10 protein-coding genes are annotated in these 17445 nt (G+C 61.0%); 1 reads left to right on the plus strand and 9 read right to left on the minus strand.

Features of this window, described 5'->3' with window-relative positions; genetic code table 11:
* Positions 1 to 424: 424 nt before the first annotated feature.
* From ACSEXW_RS20415 to ACSEXW_RS20425, 3 genes are all read right to left on the minus strand, one after another.
* Positions 425 to 1636 carry a YecA family protein gene (locus tag ACSEXW_RS20415; RefSeq protein WP_438448021.1) on the minus strand — a complete coding sequence of 404 codons (1212 nt, stop codon included), beginning with the start codon at positions 1634 to 1636 and terminating at the stop codon, positions 425 to 427.
* 17 nt (positions 1637 to 1653) lie between these two features.
* The gene (locus ACSEXW_RS20420) at positions 1654 to 2481 is read right to left on the minus strand and encodes a hypothetical protein (protein ID WP_438448022.1); all 828 of its coding nucleotides are present in this window, start codon (positions 2479 to 2481) and stop codon (positions 1654 to 1656) included.
* Positions 2482 to 2639: 158 nt separating this feature from the next.
* Positions 2640 to 3245 carry a DUF2087 domain-containing protein gene (locus ACSEXW_RS20425; RefSeq protein WP_438448023.1) on the minus strand — a complete coding sequence of 202 codons (606 nt, stop codon included), beginning with the start codon at positions 3243 to 3245 and terminating at the stop codon, positions 2640 to 2642.
* Positions 3246 to 3555: 310 nt separating this feature from the next.
* Between ACSEXW_RS20425 and ACSEXW_RS20430 the strand changes: the two genes are divergently transcribed.
* Positions 3556 to 8328, plus strand: coding sequence for a tandem-95 repeat protein (locus ACSEXW_RS20430; protein ID WP_438448024.1), 4773 nt, complete (start codon positions 3556 to 3558; stop codon positions 8326 to 8328).
* 486 nt (positions 8329 to 8814) lie between these two features.
* On the opposite strand, the gene ACSEXW_RS20435 is transcribed toward ACSEXW_RS20430, so the two are convergent.
* From ACSEXW_RS20435 to ACSEXW_RS20460, 6 genes are all read right to left on the minus strand, one after another.
* Entirely contained in the window at positions 8815 to 9690 is an 876-nt protein-coding gene (locus tag ACSEXW_RS20435; RefSeq protein WP_438448025.1) for a radical SAM/SPASM domain-containing protein, read from the minus strand.
* Between the two features lie 124 nt (positions 9691 to 9814).
* A complete protein-coding gene (locus ACSEXW_RS20440) occupies positions 9815 to 12904 on the minus strand; it encodes a type III restriction-modification system endonuclease (RefSeq protein WP_438448026.1) in 3090 nt (1029 codons plus the stop codon).
* Positions 12905 to 12921: 17 nt separating this feature from the next.
* Complete coding sequence (locus ACSEXW_RS20445; protein ID WP_438448027.1) at positions 12922 to 14790, minus strand: site-specific DNA-methyltransferase; 1869 nt, start codon at positions 14788 to 14790, stop codon at positions 12922 to 12924.
* A 485-nt stretch (positions 14791 to 15275) separates the two neighbouring features.
* Complete coding sequence (locus tag ACSEXW_RS20450; RefSeq protein WP_438448028.1) at positions 15276 to 15494, minus strand: hypothetical protein; 219 nt, start codon at positions 15492 to 15494, stop codon at positions 15276 to 15278.
* 93 nt (positions 15495 to 15587) lie between these two features.
* The gene (locus tag ACSEXW_RS20455; RefSeq protein ID WP_438448029.1) at positions 15588 to 16217 is read right to left on the minus strand and encodes a non-canonical purine NTP pyrophosphatase; all 630 of its coding nucleotides are present in this window, start codon (positions 16215 to 16217) and stop codon (positions 15588 to 15590) included.
* The gene (locus ACSEXW_RS20460; RefSeq protein ID WP_438448030.1) at positions 16214 to 17206 is read right to left on the minus strand and encodes a C39 family peptidase; all 993 of its coding nucleotides are present in this window, start codon (positions 17204 to 17206) and stop codon (positions 16214 to 16216) included. The genes ACSEXW_RS20455 and ACSEXW_RS20460 overlap by 4 nt, the downstream gene beginning before the upstream one ends.
* Positions 17207 to 17445: the final 239 nt, after the last annotated feature.

Raw genomic sequence — 17445 nt, forward strand, 5'->3', positions numbered from 1 at the left:
CGGCCGGGGCGAGCAGTGATTTAAGGCCGTACACGGCCTTGATCCCGGCGGAGGGTGTGAATCGACCCATTATAGGCCACCAGTGGCCTTCATTTTTCCTTCGGCGCCTAATGGCACATGTAGCTCCTTGTCTGATCAACGGCAAAATTGCCTTTGGTTCCTCATGTTTATCTACATCAGACTCGATGAAAGGCACATTTGCCGTTGATTGGGGAATAGGAATTCCCTTTTCCCTTCTTTGAGTGAATGAGCGGCATATTTGCCTTTGATCTCGTTAAAAACGAGGCCTTATCGCATTCAAAGGCATTTCTGCCTTTGGTTGCGATAAGGCCTCGGAGCCATGCTTATTCTTTCCGCAAAAAAGAGCCGTCCCCGGCCATGAGCCGGCCGGGGACGGCCCTGCCGTATGGGCTGCACACACCTGTCAGCTCATGCAGCACTTCTTATATTTCTTCCCGCTGCCGCAGGGGCAGGGGTCATTGCGTCCGGGCGCGGTAGGCTTCGCAGCAGCGGTGGCGGGAGATGCCCCTCCCGGGAAGTGGATGACATTACCGGAGCCGGAGCCGGCTCTTGCGGCAGGACTATTTTTGACCCCCACAGCGGTCCCTCGCTCCTTAAGCCCCAGCTCACGCGGCGTATGCCCCTTCAGCACCCACATCCGGGTACCATTAAACAAGCTCACCAGGTGCTCCATGAAGCCTTCCACATCCGCCTTGTCCATCAGCTCGAACTCATTGCGGAACAGATGGACCACCTGACCGGGATGCTCCCCGTTCTGGAAGGCGTATACCGACTGGACCACCGTCTCCTCCGCTTCCTCCACCGTGAGCTCATAATGCGCCCGCAAAAACCGGAGGAATTGCTTAAACTCCGGGTTCTCATCATTATAGTTCCGTGCACCCGACTCGTAGGCCATGGATCGCGTCAGCGCGCGAAGCTTCAGCTCCGGACGCTTCCTCTGCTCGCGCAGCACCTGCTCCGGATCCTCCACGTCAAAATGATAGTAGAAGGATTCCGCAACCTGCACCGTATCGTCGAAGCACCCGTTATCCTCCACCACGCGGCCGAAGTCGGCAGAATCCAGCTCCCGCTCCGTCAACTCCTCCAGCAGGCGGTGCAGCTCTTCGTGCGGCATAACGCCGTAATGGAACAGGAGGCCGCGGGTCAACCGGAGCCACTCCGTGTTCCGGGTGATGGTCTTGCGAAGCGCGGACAGGTCCAAGCTGCGGAAGGCGGTCTGCACCTCGTCCGGAACGACCAGCAGCGGAGCGCCATTCGGCCGGGTCCCCGTCACAAGCAGCCCCCGCTCCGCAAAGTACTCCCATTGCTGCGGCTCCGTCCCGGGCGGCACCTCTCCACGTCGGTTCATCAACGCTTGGAACAGCTTCAGACGGTCCTCATCCCACAGCTCCAGCATGTAGGCCATCGCCCCGGGAATCCGTTCCGCCAAAAAATCAACCAGCTCCGATTTCTTCAACGAGCTGGCCCCGTACAGCCCCAGCTTCTGCCGGATCACGGTGAGCTCGTCCTTGGTGAGCCGGTTCAACGCCTCCGGAAGGGTTACCGTTGCGGACAGCTCCTTCCAACGTTTCGGCTCCATCATCATGATTTCTTGCATATCCTGACTCGTAAACAACGTCTATCCCTCTTCGTCTATATAGTCTGGCAGTCTCCGCAATAATACACGGCGCCCCCCAGGTAGGCCTCCTTGCGGATCGTTCCGCCGCATCGGGGGCAGCTTCCGCCGACGGTCCGCTTGCTCATGACGGTGGCGTATCCCCCGGGGCTGCCGAACAGGTCCGTCTCGGTATCCCGGCCTCCCTGGTCCGCCATCCGGCCGAGAATCGTCCGGACGGCAATATACAGAGTGTACTTCTCCGCGCTGGAGAAGGCCAGCACTTTTTTCTTCGGATGAATGCCTGCATGATGCAGAATATCCTGAAGCACGCCGTTGCCCAGCCCCGGAATCCGCTGCTCCGTCGCCAACAATGCCTTGGCGCTCAGCTTCTGCACCGCCGGCTCCTCCACCAGCCGCTCCCAATAAGCGGCATCGAACGCATCCGATAGAGGAGAAGGCTTCTCCTGGGCCAGCCGATAGTACGGGTTGTCGAAAGTCCCCTCTTCGAAGCACCACAGTCCCCCGTACATCTGAACGGAGGCGCTCAAGGCGGAGCCGTCTTCCAGCTCCACCAGCAGCTGATGCTTGTCCGGCCTGCGAGCCCCATCCTCGTGGTAGCGGAGAGAAACACCTTCCCCGAAGAGGAGGTACGCGCCTTCCGCACGGATCTCAACCATCCCCCCGTAGCTGGCTGCATCTTGAATCCGTCTGCCCTCCAGCCGTCCCCCGTACTCTCCCGGATCTCCGTGAAACCAAGCCCATTTGTGGGGGCTGTGCCCCGTCGTTACCTTCCGTATGCGCTTGTCCGCCAGCACACGGTTCATCTGTCCCGCAAGGGTTGCCGCCTCAGGCCATTCGAGCATATGTATCCGCCTCCATATTCCATTATATGGATATACTCCCATAACGCATTCACCTGGGCAGCGAACTTTCTCACATGTTCCAATCCATAACCTTCTATCCGCTCACGCAAAAAAAACGGCTTTCGCTCATAGGCGCAAAGCCGGTCAAGAGGACGCTGCTAGGAGGTTAGCGTCTCCCAATGGGTCCACAGCTCCCGGGGATTCATCTCGTAGCCTGACGGATCCCGAAACATGAACTGATGCATGATGAATTCCCTTCGGATCGTCGCAAAGTCCTCATGAAACCCCTTGATATACTCGTTGATCTCCTTCTCCGTGTAACGCCGTCCCAGCTCCAGCCGGGAGACCAGATGCTCCAGCACGATGAGCTTTTTCTTCAGCTGCACCGGCACCTGCTTCAGCCTTCCGTCCGGCGTGAAGAAGTTCTTCAACACCGAATTCCGGAGCCGGACATTCGCTTCCTCCATCTCTTCCCCATCCCCCTTCTTCTCACCGCGGGTGATCAGCTCCGCCGCGGCACCGGAGAAGCTGTGAAGAACCTCCCGATCCAAGGAGAAGAACACCGTATTCTTGTCCCGGCGCTCCCGAACCAGACTAGCCGCACGAAGCTTCGAAGCATGGTGCGTAACGGTGGCGGGAGTCACCCCCAGCCGTTCCGCCAGCACCTGACCGCTCCATTCTCCGTCTCCCAGAAGAATCAGCAGCTTGAGCCGGGTCGGGTCTGCGAGTGCTTTGTGGAAATTTACCACTTTCTCCAGCTGCATCCTGATGGCCCTCCTTTCAATTAGATGAACATCTAATATTACAAATATCTAATTAGATAATAATCAAATTCCATATATATGTCAATCCCCTCCAGATCACCGCTTCAAACTTTACCTACTCTTTAACAAAAGTTAGCTTGCCCAAAACAATTAATGGTGATACAAATTGTATATATGACTCCTTTCACATTCGAAATAGTCCTTTTGTCTGGTACGTTACCCGTTTCGAACATGAAAGAAGGCATACATTGTCGATTTATGTGATACATTTTGTAACTTAACCAACAAGCCTAATGAAAGGATGCTTGCTATGAACCGACTTAACCGCCCCGCCAAGCTGGGACTCAGCACCCTACTCTCCGCCAGCCTTGTTATCGGTGCAGCACCGGCCGCCTTCGCCTCCACACCATCCCCTACGGTCGTCAATGTGGACCATAAGGAAATGATCTTCAACTGGCCGGAGGGAGGCAGCACCAACGTCTATCAGGACAAGATCGGACGCTCCTTCCTGTATAAGGAAGTCCTGAAGAAGGAAAGCGTCACCGTCAACGCCATCGTCACCGTAGACCGGATCGTCTCCGAGGACCCTTACAACCCCGCCGGATTGGATGAATTCGAGAAGTGGCAGGGCGATCCCCAGCTCCAGAGGAAGTTCACCCCGACCCTCCGAAGCAAGGGCTCCGTGCTGCTGCGGGTGGACTTTGTCGAAGCGGGGACGGGCAATCCCGTGGCCCTTTCCAATTTTCACGCGACGGTTGCGGATCTGGACGGTGCTTCCGCGGAGATGAAGGAATACGCCGAATTCGGAGGCTTCTCCAGCTACTCGGTGGATGCCGGAACAGGTATAACCGTATCCTCCGCCGAGGAGGGACGTACCCGGTTTATGGGAACAGGCGACAACGTGGACGGGATTCCCTTCCAAGACAAGACGGCCGTCATCCTGAACTATGACGATCCGGTCCAAACCCTCACCTTCAAAATCGGGCGGACCGCGACGACCCAAGACGCCCGGGACTTCTCCATCGATTTCGGCGCCGCCGGAGGCAAGTTCACCAGTCCGGTGGTGAAGATGAATCCAACCGTGCCGAATAAGGCTCCGACAGCTGCGGCCCAATACGCCGCCACCGATGAGGATACGGATGTGGGCTTCACCCTGAGCGGCTCGGATGACCGGACGGATCCGGCTGCGCTCCGCTACACCGTCGCCGCCTTGCCCGCACACGGCACGTTATCCGGCCAGGGGCGGAACATGATCTATACCCCGGATGCGAATTACTCCGGCTCCGACCGCTTCACCTTCACCGTCACTGACGAAGAAGGAGCGGTCAGCGGCGAGGCTGCCGTGACCATCACCGTCCGCCCGGTGAACGATCCGCCCCAGGCTACGGAAGTGTCCGTTACCGGCACGGCGTCGGTGGGGCAGACCCTGACCGGCCGCTATGTGTTCACCGATGCAGACGGCGAAGCGGAAGCCGGAACCGTGTTCCAATGGTACCGGGGCACGGCGGCTAACGGTTCGGACCGTACTCCCGTCAGCGGCGCCGTTTCTCCGACCTATCGTCTGACACAGGCGGACTTGGGCCGGCACCTCTTCTTTGGCGTTACGCCAGCGGCCGGACCGGATAAGGGGGCCGAAGCGGTAAGCGCACCGACACCGGTCATCTCGTCCGCACAGAATTCCGCCCCCCAGGCAGCCCCGCTCACCGTCTCCACGGAAGAGGACACCTCCGTGTCCCTGACCCTATCGGGAACGGATGATGCCACACCCGCGGCGGAGCTCGTCTACGCCATCGTCACCCCGCCCTCCCACGGCTCCTTATCGGGGGAGGCCCCCCACCTGGTCTACCGTCCCAACGCTAACTATTACGGGGACGACAGCTTGACGTATACCGTCACCGACGCGGCCGGAGCGGTTAGTGAAGAGGCTGCCGTTCGCATTACGGTGACGTCGGTAGACGACGCGCCGGTGGCGGCCAACGTGACGGTGAATGGCGTTCCGGCAGTGGGGCAAACCTTGACCGGAAGCTATACGTTCACCGATGTGGACGGCGAGGCCGAAGCCGGAACACTGATTCAGTGGTACCGGGGAACCGCTCCGGACGGATCGGACAAAACCGCCATAGACGGCGCCCAAACGCTCTCCTACGTTCTCACGGAATCGGACAAAGGGTCCTATATCTTCTTCAGCGTCACCCCCGCCTCCGGCGGCCAGTCCGGCCAGGCAGCGGTTGCAAGAACCTCTACGGCCGTTACGCCCGTTCTCACGGGTCCCAACACGCCGCCGTCGGCGGGGAACTTGTCCGTGCAGCTGAACGAGGATACCGTGACGGTTATCGCCTTGTCCGGCACGGACAAGGAAACCCCGCAGGCGCTCCAATATATCCTGACGTCGGAGCCGGCGCACGGAACCTTGGCCGCCAGTGGAAGGAACGTGACTTACACGCCGCAGAGCAATTACAGCGGGACGGATTTCTTTAAGTACAAGGTGGTGGATGCGGGCGGACTGTCCAGCAGCGAAGCCGCCGTCACCTTGACGATCCGGGAGATGAACGACCCGCCGTCCGCCATCGCGCCTACCGTATCCACGACTATAGGCAAGGCCGTTTCCATCACATTGAACGGAAGCGACGTGGAAACCCCGGCCGCCGCGCTGACTTATAAAGTGACCGCGCCACCGGCCCACGGAGCGCTGAGCGGTCAAGGCCGCCAATGGGTCTACACGCCGGCGCAAGGCTATACGGGTGCAGACAGCTTCCGGTTTACCGTCTCTGATGGAGGCGGGCTGACCAGCGCGGAGGCTGTCGTCAGCATCTCCATCGCAGGAACCGCAGGCACGCCTCTGTACAAGGATGCGGAGAACATCGCCGGCGCTTACGATAAGCAGGAGGATACGGCCGCCAGCATCCACGGCAGGAACGGCTATATCATTTACAGCCTCCACGATCTGGGACTCATCCCGGGAGACATGATCCAATACCGGATGGGCACCAACACCGGGGACACCAATACGGTCCAGGTGGAGTACTACCAAGCGGACATGACTCTGCTGGCCAAAAAATCGTTCCCCGTTACCGGTCGGAACAACTGTTATTACGCGGCTGCCCCGGCAGGAACCGCCTATCTGAAGATCAGCGGCGTCGACCAGGCAACGCTCAATCTGTACGAGATCTCCAAGTATGTCGTGAAGCCGCCGGAAGCCACCCCGGAAATGTCCAAGGACGCCAACAACTTGGAGCACGCCCATGACGGCGTGGATACGACGTCGGGGAATATTTTCAGCGCAGAGGGGTATATCGTCTATCGCTTGTCCGATCTGGGCCTTGCCGGCGCAACCGGCATCCAGTATCTGCTCGGCACCAGCACCGGGCACGCCTATACGGCGACTATCGAATACTTGAACGCGGGCTTCGCCGTGACCGGCGTAAGCACACTGAACCTCGACGGCTTCAAGTCCGTCTACCGTACGGAAGCCCCGGCGGATGCCGTATATGTGCGGATCAACGGCATCTCCCTCGCCGCCCTGTACATCTACGAGATCGGGGCAAATTCGGTCGTCATCCCGGGAGGATCGGGAACGGACAGTCTCTCGAGGGACGCCAACAATCTGGAGCATGCCCATGACGGCATCGACACCACATCGGGGAATATCTTCACGGGAGACGGCTATATCGTCTATGCCCTCTCCGACCTGGGAATCCCCGCGGGCGGCAAGATGCAGCTCCTGCTGGGCACCAGCACCGGCGGTTCCTACGAGGCGAACGTCACGTTCCTGGACGCCACCTTCGCTGGAACAGGCGCCGCCGTCCTGAACATCAGCGGGTTCAAGTCCGCGTATACGGCCCCGGTTCCCGCCGGCTCGGCTTATGTCCGGGTCAGCGGCCTACCCTCCGCCGCTCTGTATATCTATGAGTTGGCCAACGGCGCCGGCCTGCCGACAGGGGGATCGGGCTTGGAGTGGAGCAAGGACGCCAACAACCTGGCGGACGCTTATGACGGACGGGATACGACGTCGTCTAATATTTTCACAGCTGACGGTTATATCATCTACGGGCTGCCGGAGCTGGGTATTCAGCCGGGCGGCAGCATCCGCTTCCTGTTCGGCACCAGCACGGGGCTGGAGTATCCGCTCAGCATCGATTATCTGGACGGAGGCCGAAACGTCACCGGCACCGTCAATATGGCGGTCTACGGCTTCAAGAACGAATACCGCTCCTCCGTTCCCGGGCAGGCGGCTTACATCAAGCTGAAGGGGCTGTCCAACGCCGCTCTGTACATCTACGAAATCGGTGGCGGCCATACCGGCTCCGGTCCGATTCCGGCGCCATCGGCGGGAAGCTCCGCAGACGCCAACAATCTGACGCACGCCCATGACGGCATCGATACCACCTCGGCGAATATTTTCACGGAGACGGGCTATATCGTGTACACCCTCTCCGATGCGGGGGCGGCCCCGGGAGGCGAGGTCCACTTCCTGCTGGGCACCAGCACGGGCTTGGGCTATACGACCAACGTCCGGTATCTAGACGCCGGCTTCAACACCGTCGGCATGAGCTCCATCCCCATCGACGGCTTCAAAAACGATTACGCCGGAGGCACCGTGCCGGCCGGTACGGTATTCGTGAAGGTGAGCGGCCTGCCGGGAGCGGCCCTGTACATTTATGAGATCGCGCCCGGAGCACCGGGAGGCGGCGCTCCGACCGTCCCGGTCCCTGTCCCGGGCGGCGCCTCCGCGCTGTTCAAGGATGCCAATAATCTGCAGGACGGATATGATTCGAGGGATACCACCTCGGCCAATATCTTCAGTGCAGAGGGCTACATCATCTTCCGGGCGTCGGACCTGGGCCCTTGCGGCTGTGAACCTACCGGGCAGGCCACTTTCCTGCTCGGCTCCTCGGACGGACTCGCCCATACGGTGACGGTGGACTACTTGAACGACGAGCTCCAGCCATACAGCAGCGCCGAAATACCCATCGAGGGGGCCAAGGCCATCTACCACGCTCCCTACCCGGTGGACGCCTCCTACATCCGAATCCGCGGCATCCCGGGCGCTGCCCTCTATATCTACGAAGTCGCCAGGCATTAGTCCGTAAGCATAAGCGGGAGGGAAACCCCAACAACATCAAGAAGGCTGGACCCGGGTCACCGGAGTCCAGCCTTTCTGTGCTTGGGGGATAGTTAGTTGGTTGTGGGAGCCAATTGCTGCTCCTTATGCCACGTTGGGGTAGCTAACGGTTGCGAGAAGTGCTAATGGGTTCCATGTGCCACTAATGGGAGTGCTAACGGTTGCGAGAAGCGTTATGCTGCTCCTTATGCCACGTTGGGAGTGCTAACGGTTGCGAGAAGCGCAAAACGGGTTGTTCGGAGGCATAGAACACCAAATTACCGGCCATAAGCGCTGCTGCAACCGTTAGAGCTCACGATAGCTCCTTTTCAGGCGATTAGCCCCGCTGGCAACCGTTAGCGGACAAAGCTGCTTCCCTCCAGCGAATAGCCCCGCTGGCAACCGTTAGCGGATAGAGCCACCCCTGCTGATAGATGTGACGGGATTCGTCCCGCCGCTAGGCCCGGATCAGCCGAACCGCTGGCGGTAGCCGCACCGCTTGCACAGCTCCTCCACCGCTTCCCCCCGGGAGAAGCCGTCGTACAGCCCGTTGGACCGTTCGTTCTCGATGATGTCCGAGAAGGCCTCCCGGTGGAGGTTGCCCAGCGCGATGACCCCTTCGCCGTCCAGACAGCAGGGCACCACGGTGCCGTCCACCAAGACGGCGGCCTGGCTGCGCAGGGCATAGCAGAAGCCCTTGCCGTCGTCCGCAGGTGCCTTCAGGTCCGGCCACTGGAACTCGTGGTCCAGGTTCAGGAAGATGCGCTCCGCCACCTTGATGCCCTTGCCCCGCTCGATCCGCTCCTCGATCTTGAAGTCGAGCCCGAATTCCTGCTCGATCATCCCGAGCAGCTCCCGGTTGCGGCTCCGCTGCAGGTTGGTGGAGTTGTCCTCGTCCAGGTTCCACAGGCGGAGCGAGATGACGATGCCAGACCGGAGGACCGCCTCCTTCGCGAAGCTCAGAATCCCGGTCAGGTACCCCTCCTTGTCCTCCGAGCCCTCGTGCCCGTCGAAGCTGTGGAGGGAAAAGTTGATCTGCCGGAGGGCCGGGTGGCCCAGCAGCTTGTCCTGAACCTTGCGGATGAGCGTGCCGTTGGTGGTCATGTTGACCTTGAAGCCCTTGTCGTGGGCCAGCTGCAGCAGCTCCTCCAGCCGGGGATGCAGCATCGGCTCTCCCTTCACGTGAAGATAGATATGGTCCGTATGCGGCTTGATCTCTTCCAGAGTATGGGCGAAATCCTCGGGCTTGATGAACTTGGCCGCCCGTTCGGTCGGCGGGCAGAAGCTGCAGGCCAGATTGCAGACGCTGGTGATCTCGATATAAACCTTCTTGAACCGTTTCATGAGCCTTCCGCTCCTCCCCCTTCCGCTTTCAAGCCCTTATTGTATCATGGATGCGGTGAATCTGTGGAATGTCCGTCCCTTGGCAAGCTCCGGCAGGCGGGGATAGCCTCCGTTCACCACAGCCTTATCCGCGGACGATCTCCAGCAGCTTCTCGTAGCTGTCGACCACACCGTAGGCCACCCGCCCGTCATTCAGCTTGGCAAAATGCCTGCGGGCACACTCGATCTTGACCCGCTCCACCTCACGCAGCTCCAGGGTGTCCAGCGTCCCCTTCGTCTCCGCGATGAAATAGACGAAGCTCCGGCTCTCCTCCTTCAGCGCAATGGCCCAATCGGGGTGGTATTCGCCGACGGGAGTCGGAATGTAGAAGCCGCGGGGCAGCTTGGCGTAGACCAGCACCTCCTGGCCGGCATCCAGATTCCGGGCGAACTCCTGCTCCACCTTGGAATCGGTGACCACATAGTCGAACACGTGCTTTTCCGTAGGATACGCATTGCGTCCCAGTTGGCCTTGCAGCGAATTCCGCGTGAAAATGCCGGAATCGAAGGTATCATGGGTCACGTCGTACGTGATGGACGCAATGACGGCCGATGCCTTCTCCTCCCGAATCAGCTTGGCAGCCCGGAGGAGGAATTCCTCGGGATTCCGCGCGAACAGCCGAAAGGTGTCCGGACGGATACCGGACAGGATGGCGGCCACGGTCCGCCGGGTCAGCAGCGTCTCCGCCGCCAGCTTCCCCAATAGATCGAAGCGGGGAGCCCGCACCGCCGTCTCGCTTCTCCCGCTTTCTTCGCTGCCGGAGCCCTCTTCCCCCTGCGGGAGAGGCCGGGCGCCCCCGTACTCCACCCGGCTCTCCCGGGTACGGAAGGCCGTGCCCGCCTGCAGCTGCGCCTTGGACTCGATCCGCTCCATCTCGCCCTGCCGGATCCAATACCGCGCCTGCGGCACCGTCAGCTTCTCATCCAGCGCGCGGATGCAGCCTGCCACCAGCTCGTCCGAATCGAACCGGACGGTATAGACGCTTTTGCGGTTGATCCGGCTCCACAGCTCCTGGAACTCCCGCTTGTAGAACTGGTCGTTGGGCGTCAGATTCAGCAGGTTCCGTCCCCGCCCATCGTCCACCCATTCCGTCCGGCCCTCCGTGTAGACCGAGCGGATCAAGGCGGCCAACGCCTCCCGGTACGGCTCCAGCTCCTCCGGCAGCACGAGAGCACCGCCCTCGACAGCTTCATAATAGGTGCCGGTCAGCCCATCGGCGTCGTCCACGTACCCCTGACGGATGAACAGCCGGTGCAGCTTAACCGCCAGCACCTCATCCAGCCGTAGCGTTCCTCCTCGGCCATCCGACAGGACCTTCCCCGTGAAAAATCCCGCATCCGCCCTCCGGGGACGGTCCGACAGCGTCTCGGCGATCTGGCTCTGGAGCTCCTTGGCGAACTGTTCGTAGGACTCGCTCGCCACCACGGTCAGCCGGTTGATCCCGTGAACGTCCAGCCCGGGGATGTCCGCATCCATCCGCTCACCGTCCTGATTGACACAGAGGCGCAGGCCCCGGCCCACCTCCTGGCGCTTCTGGATGCTGGACCCGCTGCTCTTCAGCGTGCAGATCTGGAACACGTTCGGGTTGTCCCAGCCCTCCTTCAGCGCCGAGTGGGAGAAGAGGAACCGGGTCGGCTCCTCCAGCCAGAGCAGCCGCTCCTTATCCCGCATGATCAGATCATAGGCGTCCGCATCCTCCGAATCGGTCTCCTTCGCCCCGACCTTCGGATCCGTCAGACGGCTGCTTCTCCGGTCGATGGAGAAGTAGCCTTTGTGGGTGGAGGCCGCCGCAATCTCCCGAAGATAACGGCTGTAGCCATCCCCGCCGTCTGCCACCAGCTCCGTCTCCGATGCCGCTTCCTCCGCCAGTGCCGCATACTCCTCCTCGAAGATCCGCGCGTACTCGCCCGGAAGCTCCTGTCCCTGGTCCCCGTATCGGCGGTACTTGGCCACCTCGTCGATGAAGAACAGGGACAGGACCTTGATGCCCATGGGATAGAGCCGCCGCTCCTTTATCAGATGCTCCCGGATCGTCTCGCGGATCTGCAGCCGCCGGAGATGAGCCTCGTCCGGAGCGCCGAGGGCGTCTCCCGCCCGAAGGCTGACCCCGTTGGTGAAGCGGACGGTATTGGACCGCCCGTCGATCTCGGCCACCGTGTGGTCCCGGTAGCATTCCAGAGCCGACATGCGGTACAGGCTGTCGCCTTCACGAAGCTTCCGCACCGTCCTGCGGATTCCGCCGGCCGTCCTATGCTCGAATTCGATCCGGGCGGCAGGCTCGCTGCGCCGGCTCAGATCGACGCCCTCGAGATAAAGATACCCCTCTCCGGCTGCGGTCTGCCGGGTGGTGATTCCGACCACGCTGATCTTCTTGACCAGCTTCATGTTGTAGGCGTCCAAGGCGTCCAGCCGGTACACCTTGTTGTAGGTTTCTCCCGCCCGGTGGGTCGCCGAGTATCTCAGGGTGAAGAGCGGCCGGAAATCCTTCAGCGCTTCCTTGGTCTTGGCCCCCTCGACGGATTGGGGCTCGTCGATGATCAGGATCGGGCGGGTGTCCGCCAGGACGTCGATGGGCCGCCGGGACTGAAAATCATCCAGCTCCATATAGATCCGCCGCGCATCCTGCCCCCGGGCGGCGAAGGCCTGGGAGTTGATGATCATGACCTGGATGCCGCCATCGGCGGCAAACCGGGCGATCTGATGGGGCTGCCTGGAGCTGTAGACAAAGCACCGGGCCTTCATGCCGTACTGCTCCATGAAGTGGTCCTCCGTCATCTCGAAGGTCTTCAGCACCCCCTCCCGGATCGCGATGGACGGCACGACGATGATATATTGGCCCCACCCGTACTCCCGGTAGAGCTCGAACATGGTCCGGATGTAGGTGTAGGTCTTGCCCGTGCCGGTCTCCATCTCCACCGTCAGGTTGTAATGTCCCTCCAGCCGCTCGGAACGGGGGAGTCCACCGCGCTGCTGCACCTCCTGCAGCTGGCGCAGCAGGTCCGCCTCCGGCACCTCCACCGGACGGTTGGACACATTCCCTGTGCCCAGTGCCCACCCCGGTTCAGCGAAGGCTCCAGCCCGGCCGGGACCGGCCGGCGTCTGCCCCCTGAAGACGTCTACCACGCTACGCACCGCTTCCCATTGGAACGGCTGCTGCTTATACCGAATTCTCATCCTGTTGTCCACCCGCCTTATAGGACCTGAACCGTCGTATGACGGGAGCTCCGCTTGAAGAGCTCCTCCGCATTGATCCGCGCCGCATCATCCCGGAATGAGGCGTCCCGGAAAACGGCCCGACGAGGCTTGCGCCCGGCAATCTCTTGGAACACCGCGTCTTCGAGCTCCGGCTCGAAGGCAGCCATCAGCTCTCCGCCGCCCACCAGGTAGACGGTGCTCCCCCCCAGCTGCAGGGTCTCCATCGGAAGGGAGAGCTCCAGTCCGTTCTCCAGCATGACCTGGACCAGCAGGTCTTCCCCCGTCCGGTCCTCCTTGACGTTGGAGGCATAGTCGAACAGGTCCTGCTGGCTCCATTCCTCCGGCCGGTAGTAGACCTCCTTCATGTTGGAGGAGTCCAGCCGGTACACCCGGAAGCCGTAGTCCAGCTCCGCTCCCGTCTCCTCCCGTACCTTGGCGGCCGCCCGGCGGATTCGCTCCTTGCCGATCTCGCAAAGTGTGGAATAGCCGGCCTTGTACGCTTCCGATTCCTCCGGCGCAACTTCCGGAAGCTGGACCAGGATGTACCGGCGCCGGCCTCCGTCCTCCACATTCTGCCGCATGACCGCATGGGCCGTCGACGCCGATCCGGAGAAGAAATCCAGCACCAGGTCGTCCGGACCGGTGGCGATCTGCAGCAGCCGGCGGATCAGCTTGGACGGCTTCGGGTAAGGAAACAGAGCGCCCAGACCGAAGAGCTCCTTCAGCTCCCGGTTGGCCTGCGCCGAGTCCCCGGCGAACTCCCGGTCGAACAGGGTCACCGGCACCAGCCCGTTCTGGACCTCGCTCAGGTACCGCTTCACCATCGGATACGATTCCCCCTCGCCCCAGATCACTTCGTTGTCCCGGACCTTGCGCAGCCAGCTCTCCTCGGAGAGGGCCCAATACCGGTCCTGAGGGCGGGACAGCACGATCCCGTTGGGCTTCGTAATCGTATAGTCGGCGCTGTAAGGATTATGGGCCGTAATCGGGTCGGGCTTCCAAGGACCCTTCAGGTCGTTGTCAGGATTTTTGTAGGCGTCGTTGTTCTCCCTTGGCAGCAGATTGCGCTCCCAGCCCGGGTCGGCAGCGTCCAGCTTCTTGCGCTTGGCGTAGCAGAGGATGTATTCGTGGGATTCGGAGAAAAACCGGGCCGAGTTCTTCCGGGTATGCACCTTCTGCCAGACGATCTGCGCGATGAAGCTGCTTCCCCCGAACACCTCGTCGCACAGCTTCCGGAGATTGTCCGCCTCATGGTCGTCGATGCTGATGAAGATGACGCCGTCCTCCCGCAGAAGATTCCGCGCCACCAGCAGGCGGGAGTACATCATGGACAGCCAATCGCTGTGGAAGCGCCCGTTGGCGGCCGGATTGGCCACCAGCCGGTTTCCCTCGCCGTCCCTATGGCCCGAGCGCTCCAGGTAGCGGTCCGCCGCATCCCGGAAGTCGTCCTTGTAGATGAAGTCGTTGCCTGTATTGTAAGGGGGATCGATATAGATCATCTTCACCCGCCCCAGGTAAGATTCCTGAAGCAGCTTCAGCACATCCAGATTGTCACCCTCGATGTAGACGTTCTCCGTCCGGTCCCAGTCCGCGCTGTCCTCCCGTACCGGACGAAGGGTGTGGGTGACCGGAGCGTTGGCTTGGGCGACGGCGGCTTTTTTGCCGGGCCAGGTGAGCTGGTAGCGCTCCTTATCCCCCTCCACAACCTCGTCCGAGAGCAGCTGCTTCAACAGCTCCCAATCCACGGCCCTGCAGATCCGCCCGCCGGCATCCCGGGCCTCCGTGATCACGTTCGGGAAGAGCTCCGCCAGCTTCTCCAGATTCCGTCCGGCTCCTCCGGCGGATTGCATCGTCAGCTTGTCCATCTAGACCTTGCTCCTCTCAAAAGAAAAACACAACACCGGTTGTGTTCCTGTGCCTCTATGGGGCGCATCCGAAGACGAAACCGCTTCGCGCTGCGCCTTGTGTAATTCGCCGGCGGGCTGCGGATTCCCTGCCTGGGACGGCGAACTCGCGGACCGTTCGTCACGTCTTATTCGAATGGGACGGAACCATGTAACGGTTACAGGAGTCGCTATTCGTCCGATCGGAGACGGTATCGGATTCTAACGGTTACAGCAGCGCTTATGGATGGAATATCGACCATGCGATTCGCCCGAACCGCCCCATAGCTTCTGTCACAACCGTTAGCCATCCCTAACCTGCCCGGAGGAGGAGAATAACGGCTCAGGCAACCGTTAGCATCCGGCGGCCGCCAACAGGAAGGGGCCGGGATTCCAACGGCCCGTCCCTCCGTGCCACACATGAAAAAACCGCCGTCCCTCACGGGAGAGCGGCGGCACCGACTGCATTAGCGGCGTTTCTTCTTCTTCCGGCTGGATACGGACACCGGGCTGTCTGCGCACGTTACGGTGGTCACGTGCTTGTATACCGGCACACAGTGGTAACGGTTGACGATCTCAATCGGATGGATGACTTCCACCAGCTGGGGAACGTAGATATCGTTGTTGATGACGGTCGGCGGGCACACGATGGGGCTGACGGGCGGACATTGGGGATTGTAGGCCATGGAGAGGGCCTCCTTTCAGGAGTGATTTTTGTAGCTACCCTATAGTATGGGGCGCCGGCCCGTCTCGCTTGGACATCTGCCCGTCGGCATATGTCACGATCCCCGCTTCGAGCCAGCTGCCAACGCCCTCTCGAAAAACCTGCGGAAGCCCTCGTCCTGCCGGCTGTCCGCGAAGGCCCGGTTCGGACCGACGTCCAAGTAGTATCGCTTGCTATCCGGCTCGAGGGAGATCGAATCCAGGGGATAGCCCGGATTACGCCGCTCATGGGGCACGGCAGACAGCACGAACGGGCTCGAGGCAATATCCTCCCCGTCATATGCCGCCCAGGTCCCTTCACCCAGCACCAGCGCAATGCCGTTGCGGTACCGGGCCTTCAGCTCCCCTCCGTACTTGCGGGCCAACCCGGCGTAATGAAGAATCATCTCCTCATCGTCCAGCACTCTGCCCCCTACCCGTCTCACGTAGACTCCCGGCTGCTCCTCCTCCGTGACCCCCTCCAGGTAAAGCCCCGAGTCGCACGAAAACACCGGCAGCCCCGTCTGCCTGTAATAGTCCCTTGCCTTCAACACAGCGTTCTCCAGCGGGTCCTTGCCACTCTCCTCTACAGGCTCCAACGCCTGCCCCAAGTCGTTCAGGCCGATCAGCTCGATCTCCAGCCCCTTCAGCATCTCCCGCATATGGCGCAGCTTGGCTGGATTGCTCGTCCCGTACAAGAGCTTCATGAATGTTCCTCCTTATAAGTCAGAGCCTGACGTCCCAGCTGCTCCCAGGCCTCGATGAACGCTGCGCGTTCGGCCTTCTGTCCCTTGTCCCCGGTCAGAGGGTTGTTGAAATAGACGGCATCCTCGTCATAGCCCACCAGCAGCACCGCATGAATGTTCCATACCGCCCGGACCACCCTGCCCTCCGTCGTGCGCCACTCCACCCATTCCGATACCGGGTGGAAATCCTCCGTCACCCATAGGATGACGGGCTGACCCCGGTCCACCGCCTGCTCCACCGCGCCAAAATCCTGCCCCGTCAAGTTCCGGGCGCCCGCTGAATACACCAGCCCAAACACTTGGGCTAACGGGCCGGCGTTGATGGAGTAGCCGATCGATTCTCCGCGGATATCGCCGACGAACCCACGGTCCGGATCTCCCCAGACCTCCAGCTGTCCATCCGTTCCAAGCTGCGGCTCCGTCGGATCCTTCGGCAGAAGCGCCTCCAGCTCCTCCTTCGTATATGGCAGCCCCAGATATGCGGTCAGCATGGCCAGGCTCGTCACCTCGCAGCCGTTCGGGTATTCCGGGAGCTGCCGGATGAGCGGCACGTCCAGCAGGTGCGGGGTGCGGACGGAGTCACCTGGCGAGCCTGATGCAGTTGCGCCTTCCGACGCTGCTTGCAGGCCTGACGCAGCTGCATCAGTCGCCCCGGGCGCATCTGGCGGACTTCCATCTGACGCCTCCGAAGCACTTGCCGCACCCGGCGTGGCCTGAACACTTGGTGCTGCCGCTGAAGCGGACGCAGCCGGTGATCCCGTTCCTTCCGCCTGACCCTTCGGGAGCCCCCCGGTTTCCGGGTCAAGCCGGGCATTCCCCAGCGCTGCGGCTTCTTCAACCGCCGGCTCCGTTGAGCGATCGTGCTGGGCCTTCGCCTCCGTGCAGCCGGTCAGGACCAGCGCGACCAGGAATGCGATTAACCACGACGGCAGCGTCATTTTCCACACCATCGGGTGTTCCCCTCCTTCCGAAGAGCCGCCGGCAGCCTCTGCAGCTGCTGGAGCTCCATCTCTTTCTCTCCCGTTAAAAGCACACTCTATAGTGTAGGGCATTTCCAGACATTTCACTAGACATTGAAATCCCAGCATGATTTTCCGGCCCAAAATTTGTAAGAGCCATTGACTCCTTCATCACAAGGGGATATATTGTGTATATACGATAATCACAATTTCTCAAGAGGAGGTTCCCT

This window comes from Oryzibacillus soli, from assembly GCF_051594765.1.
Taxonomy (GTDB): Bacteria; Bacillota; Bacilli; order Paenibacillales; family NBRC-103111; genus Paenibacillus_AR.

Bases quoted from the DNA above. Each gene is read 5' to 3' on its own strand.
- ACSEXW_RS20420 (WP_438448022.1), bottom strand. From the start codon at position 2,481: ATGCTCGAATGGCCTGAGGCGGCAACCCTTGCGGGACAGATGAACCGT.
- ACSEXW_RS20425 (WP_438448023.1), bottom strand. From the start codon at position 3,245: ATGCAGCTGGAGAAAGTGGTAAATTTCCACAAAGCACTCGCAGACCCG.
- ACSEXW_RS20430 (WP_438448024.1), top strand. From the start codon at position 3,556: ATGAACCGACTTAACCGCCCCGCCAAGCTGGGACTCAGCACCCTACTC.
- ACSEXW_RS20435 (WP_438448025.1), bottom strand. From the start codon at position 9,690: ATGAAACGGTTCAAGAAGGTTTATATCGAGATCACCAGCGTCTGCAAT.
- ACSEXW_RS20440 (WP_438448026.1), bottom strand. From the start codon at position 12,904: ATGAGAATTCGGTATAAGCAGCAGCCGTTCCAATGGGAAGCGGTGCGT.
- ACSEXW_RS20445 (WP_438448027.1), bottom strand. From the start codon at position 14,790: ATGGACAAGCTGACGATGCAATCCGCCGGAGGAGCCGGACGGAATCTG.
- ACSEXW_RS20450 (WP_438448028.1), bottom strand. From the start codon at position 15,494: ATGGCCTACAATCCCCAATGTCCGCCCGTCAGCCCCATCGTGTGCCCG.
- ACSEXW_RS20455 (WP_438448029.1), bottom strand. From the start codon at position 16,217: ATGAAGCTCTTGTACGGGACGAGCAATCCAGCCAAGCTGCGCCATATG.
- ACSEXW_RS20460 (WP_438448030.1), bottom strand. From the start codon at position 17,206: ATGGTGTGGAAAATGACGCTGCCGTCGTGGTTAATCGCATTCCTGGTC.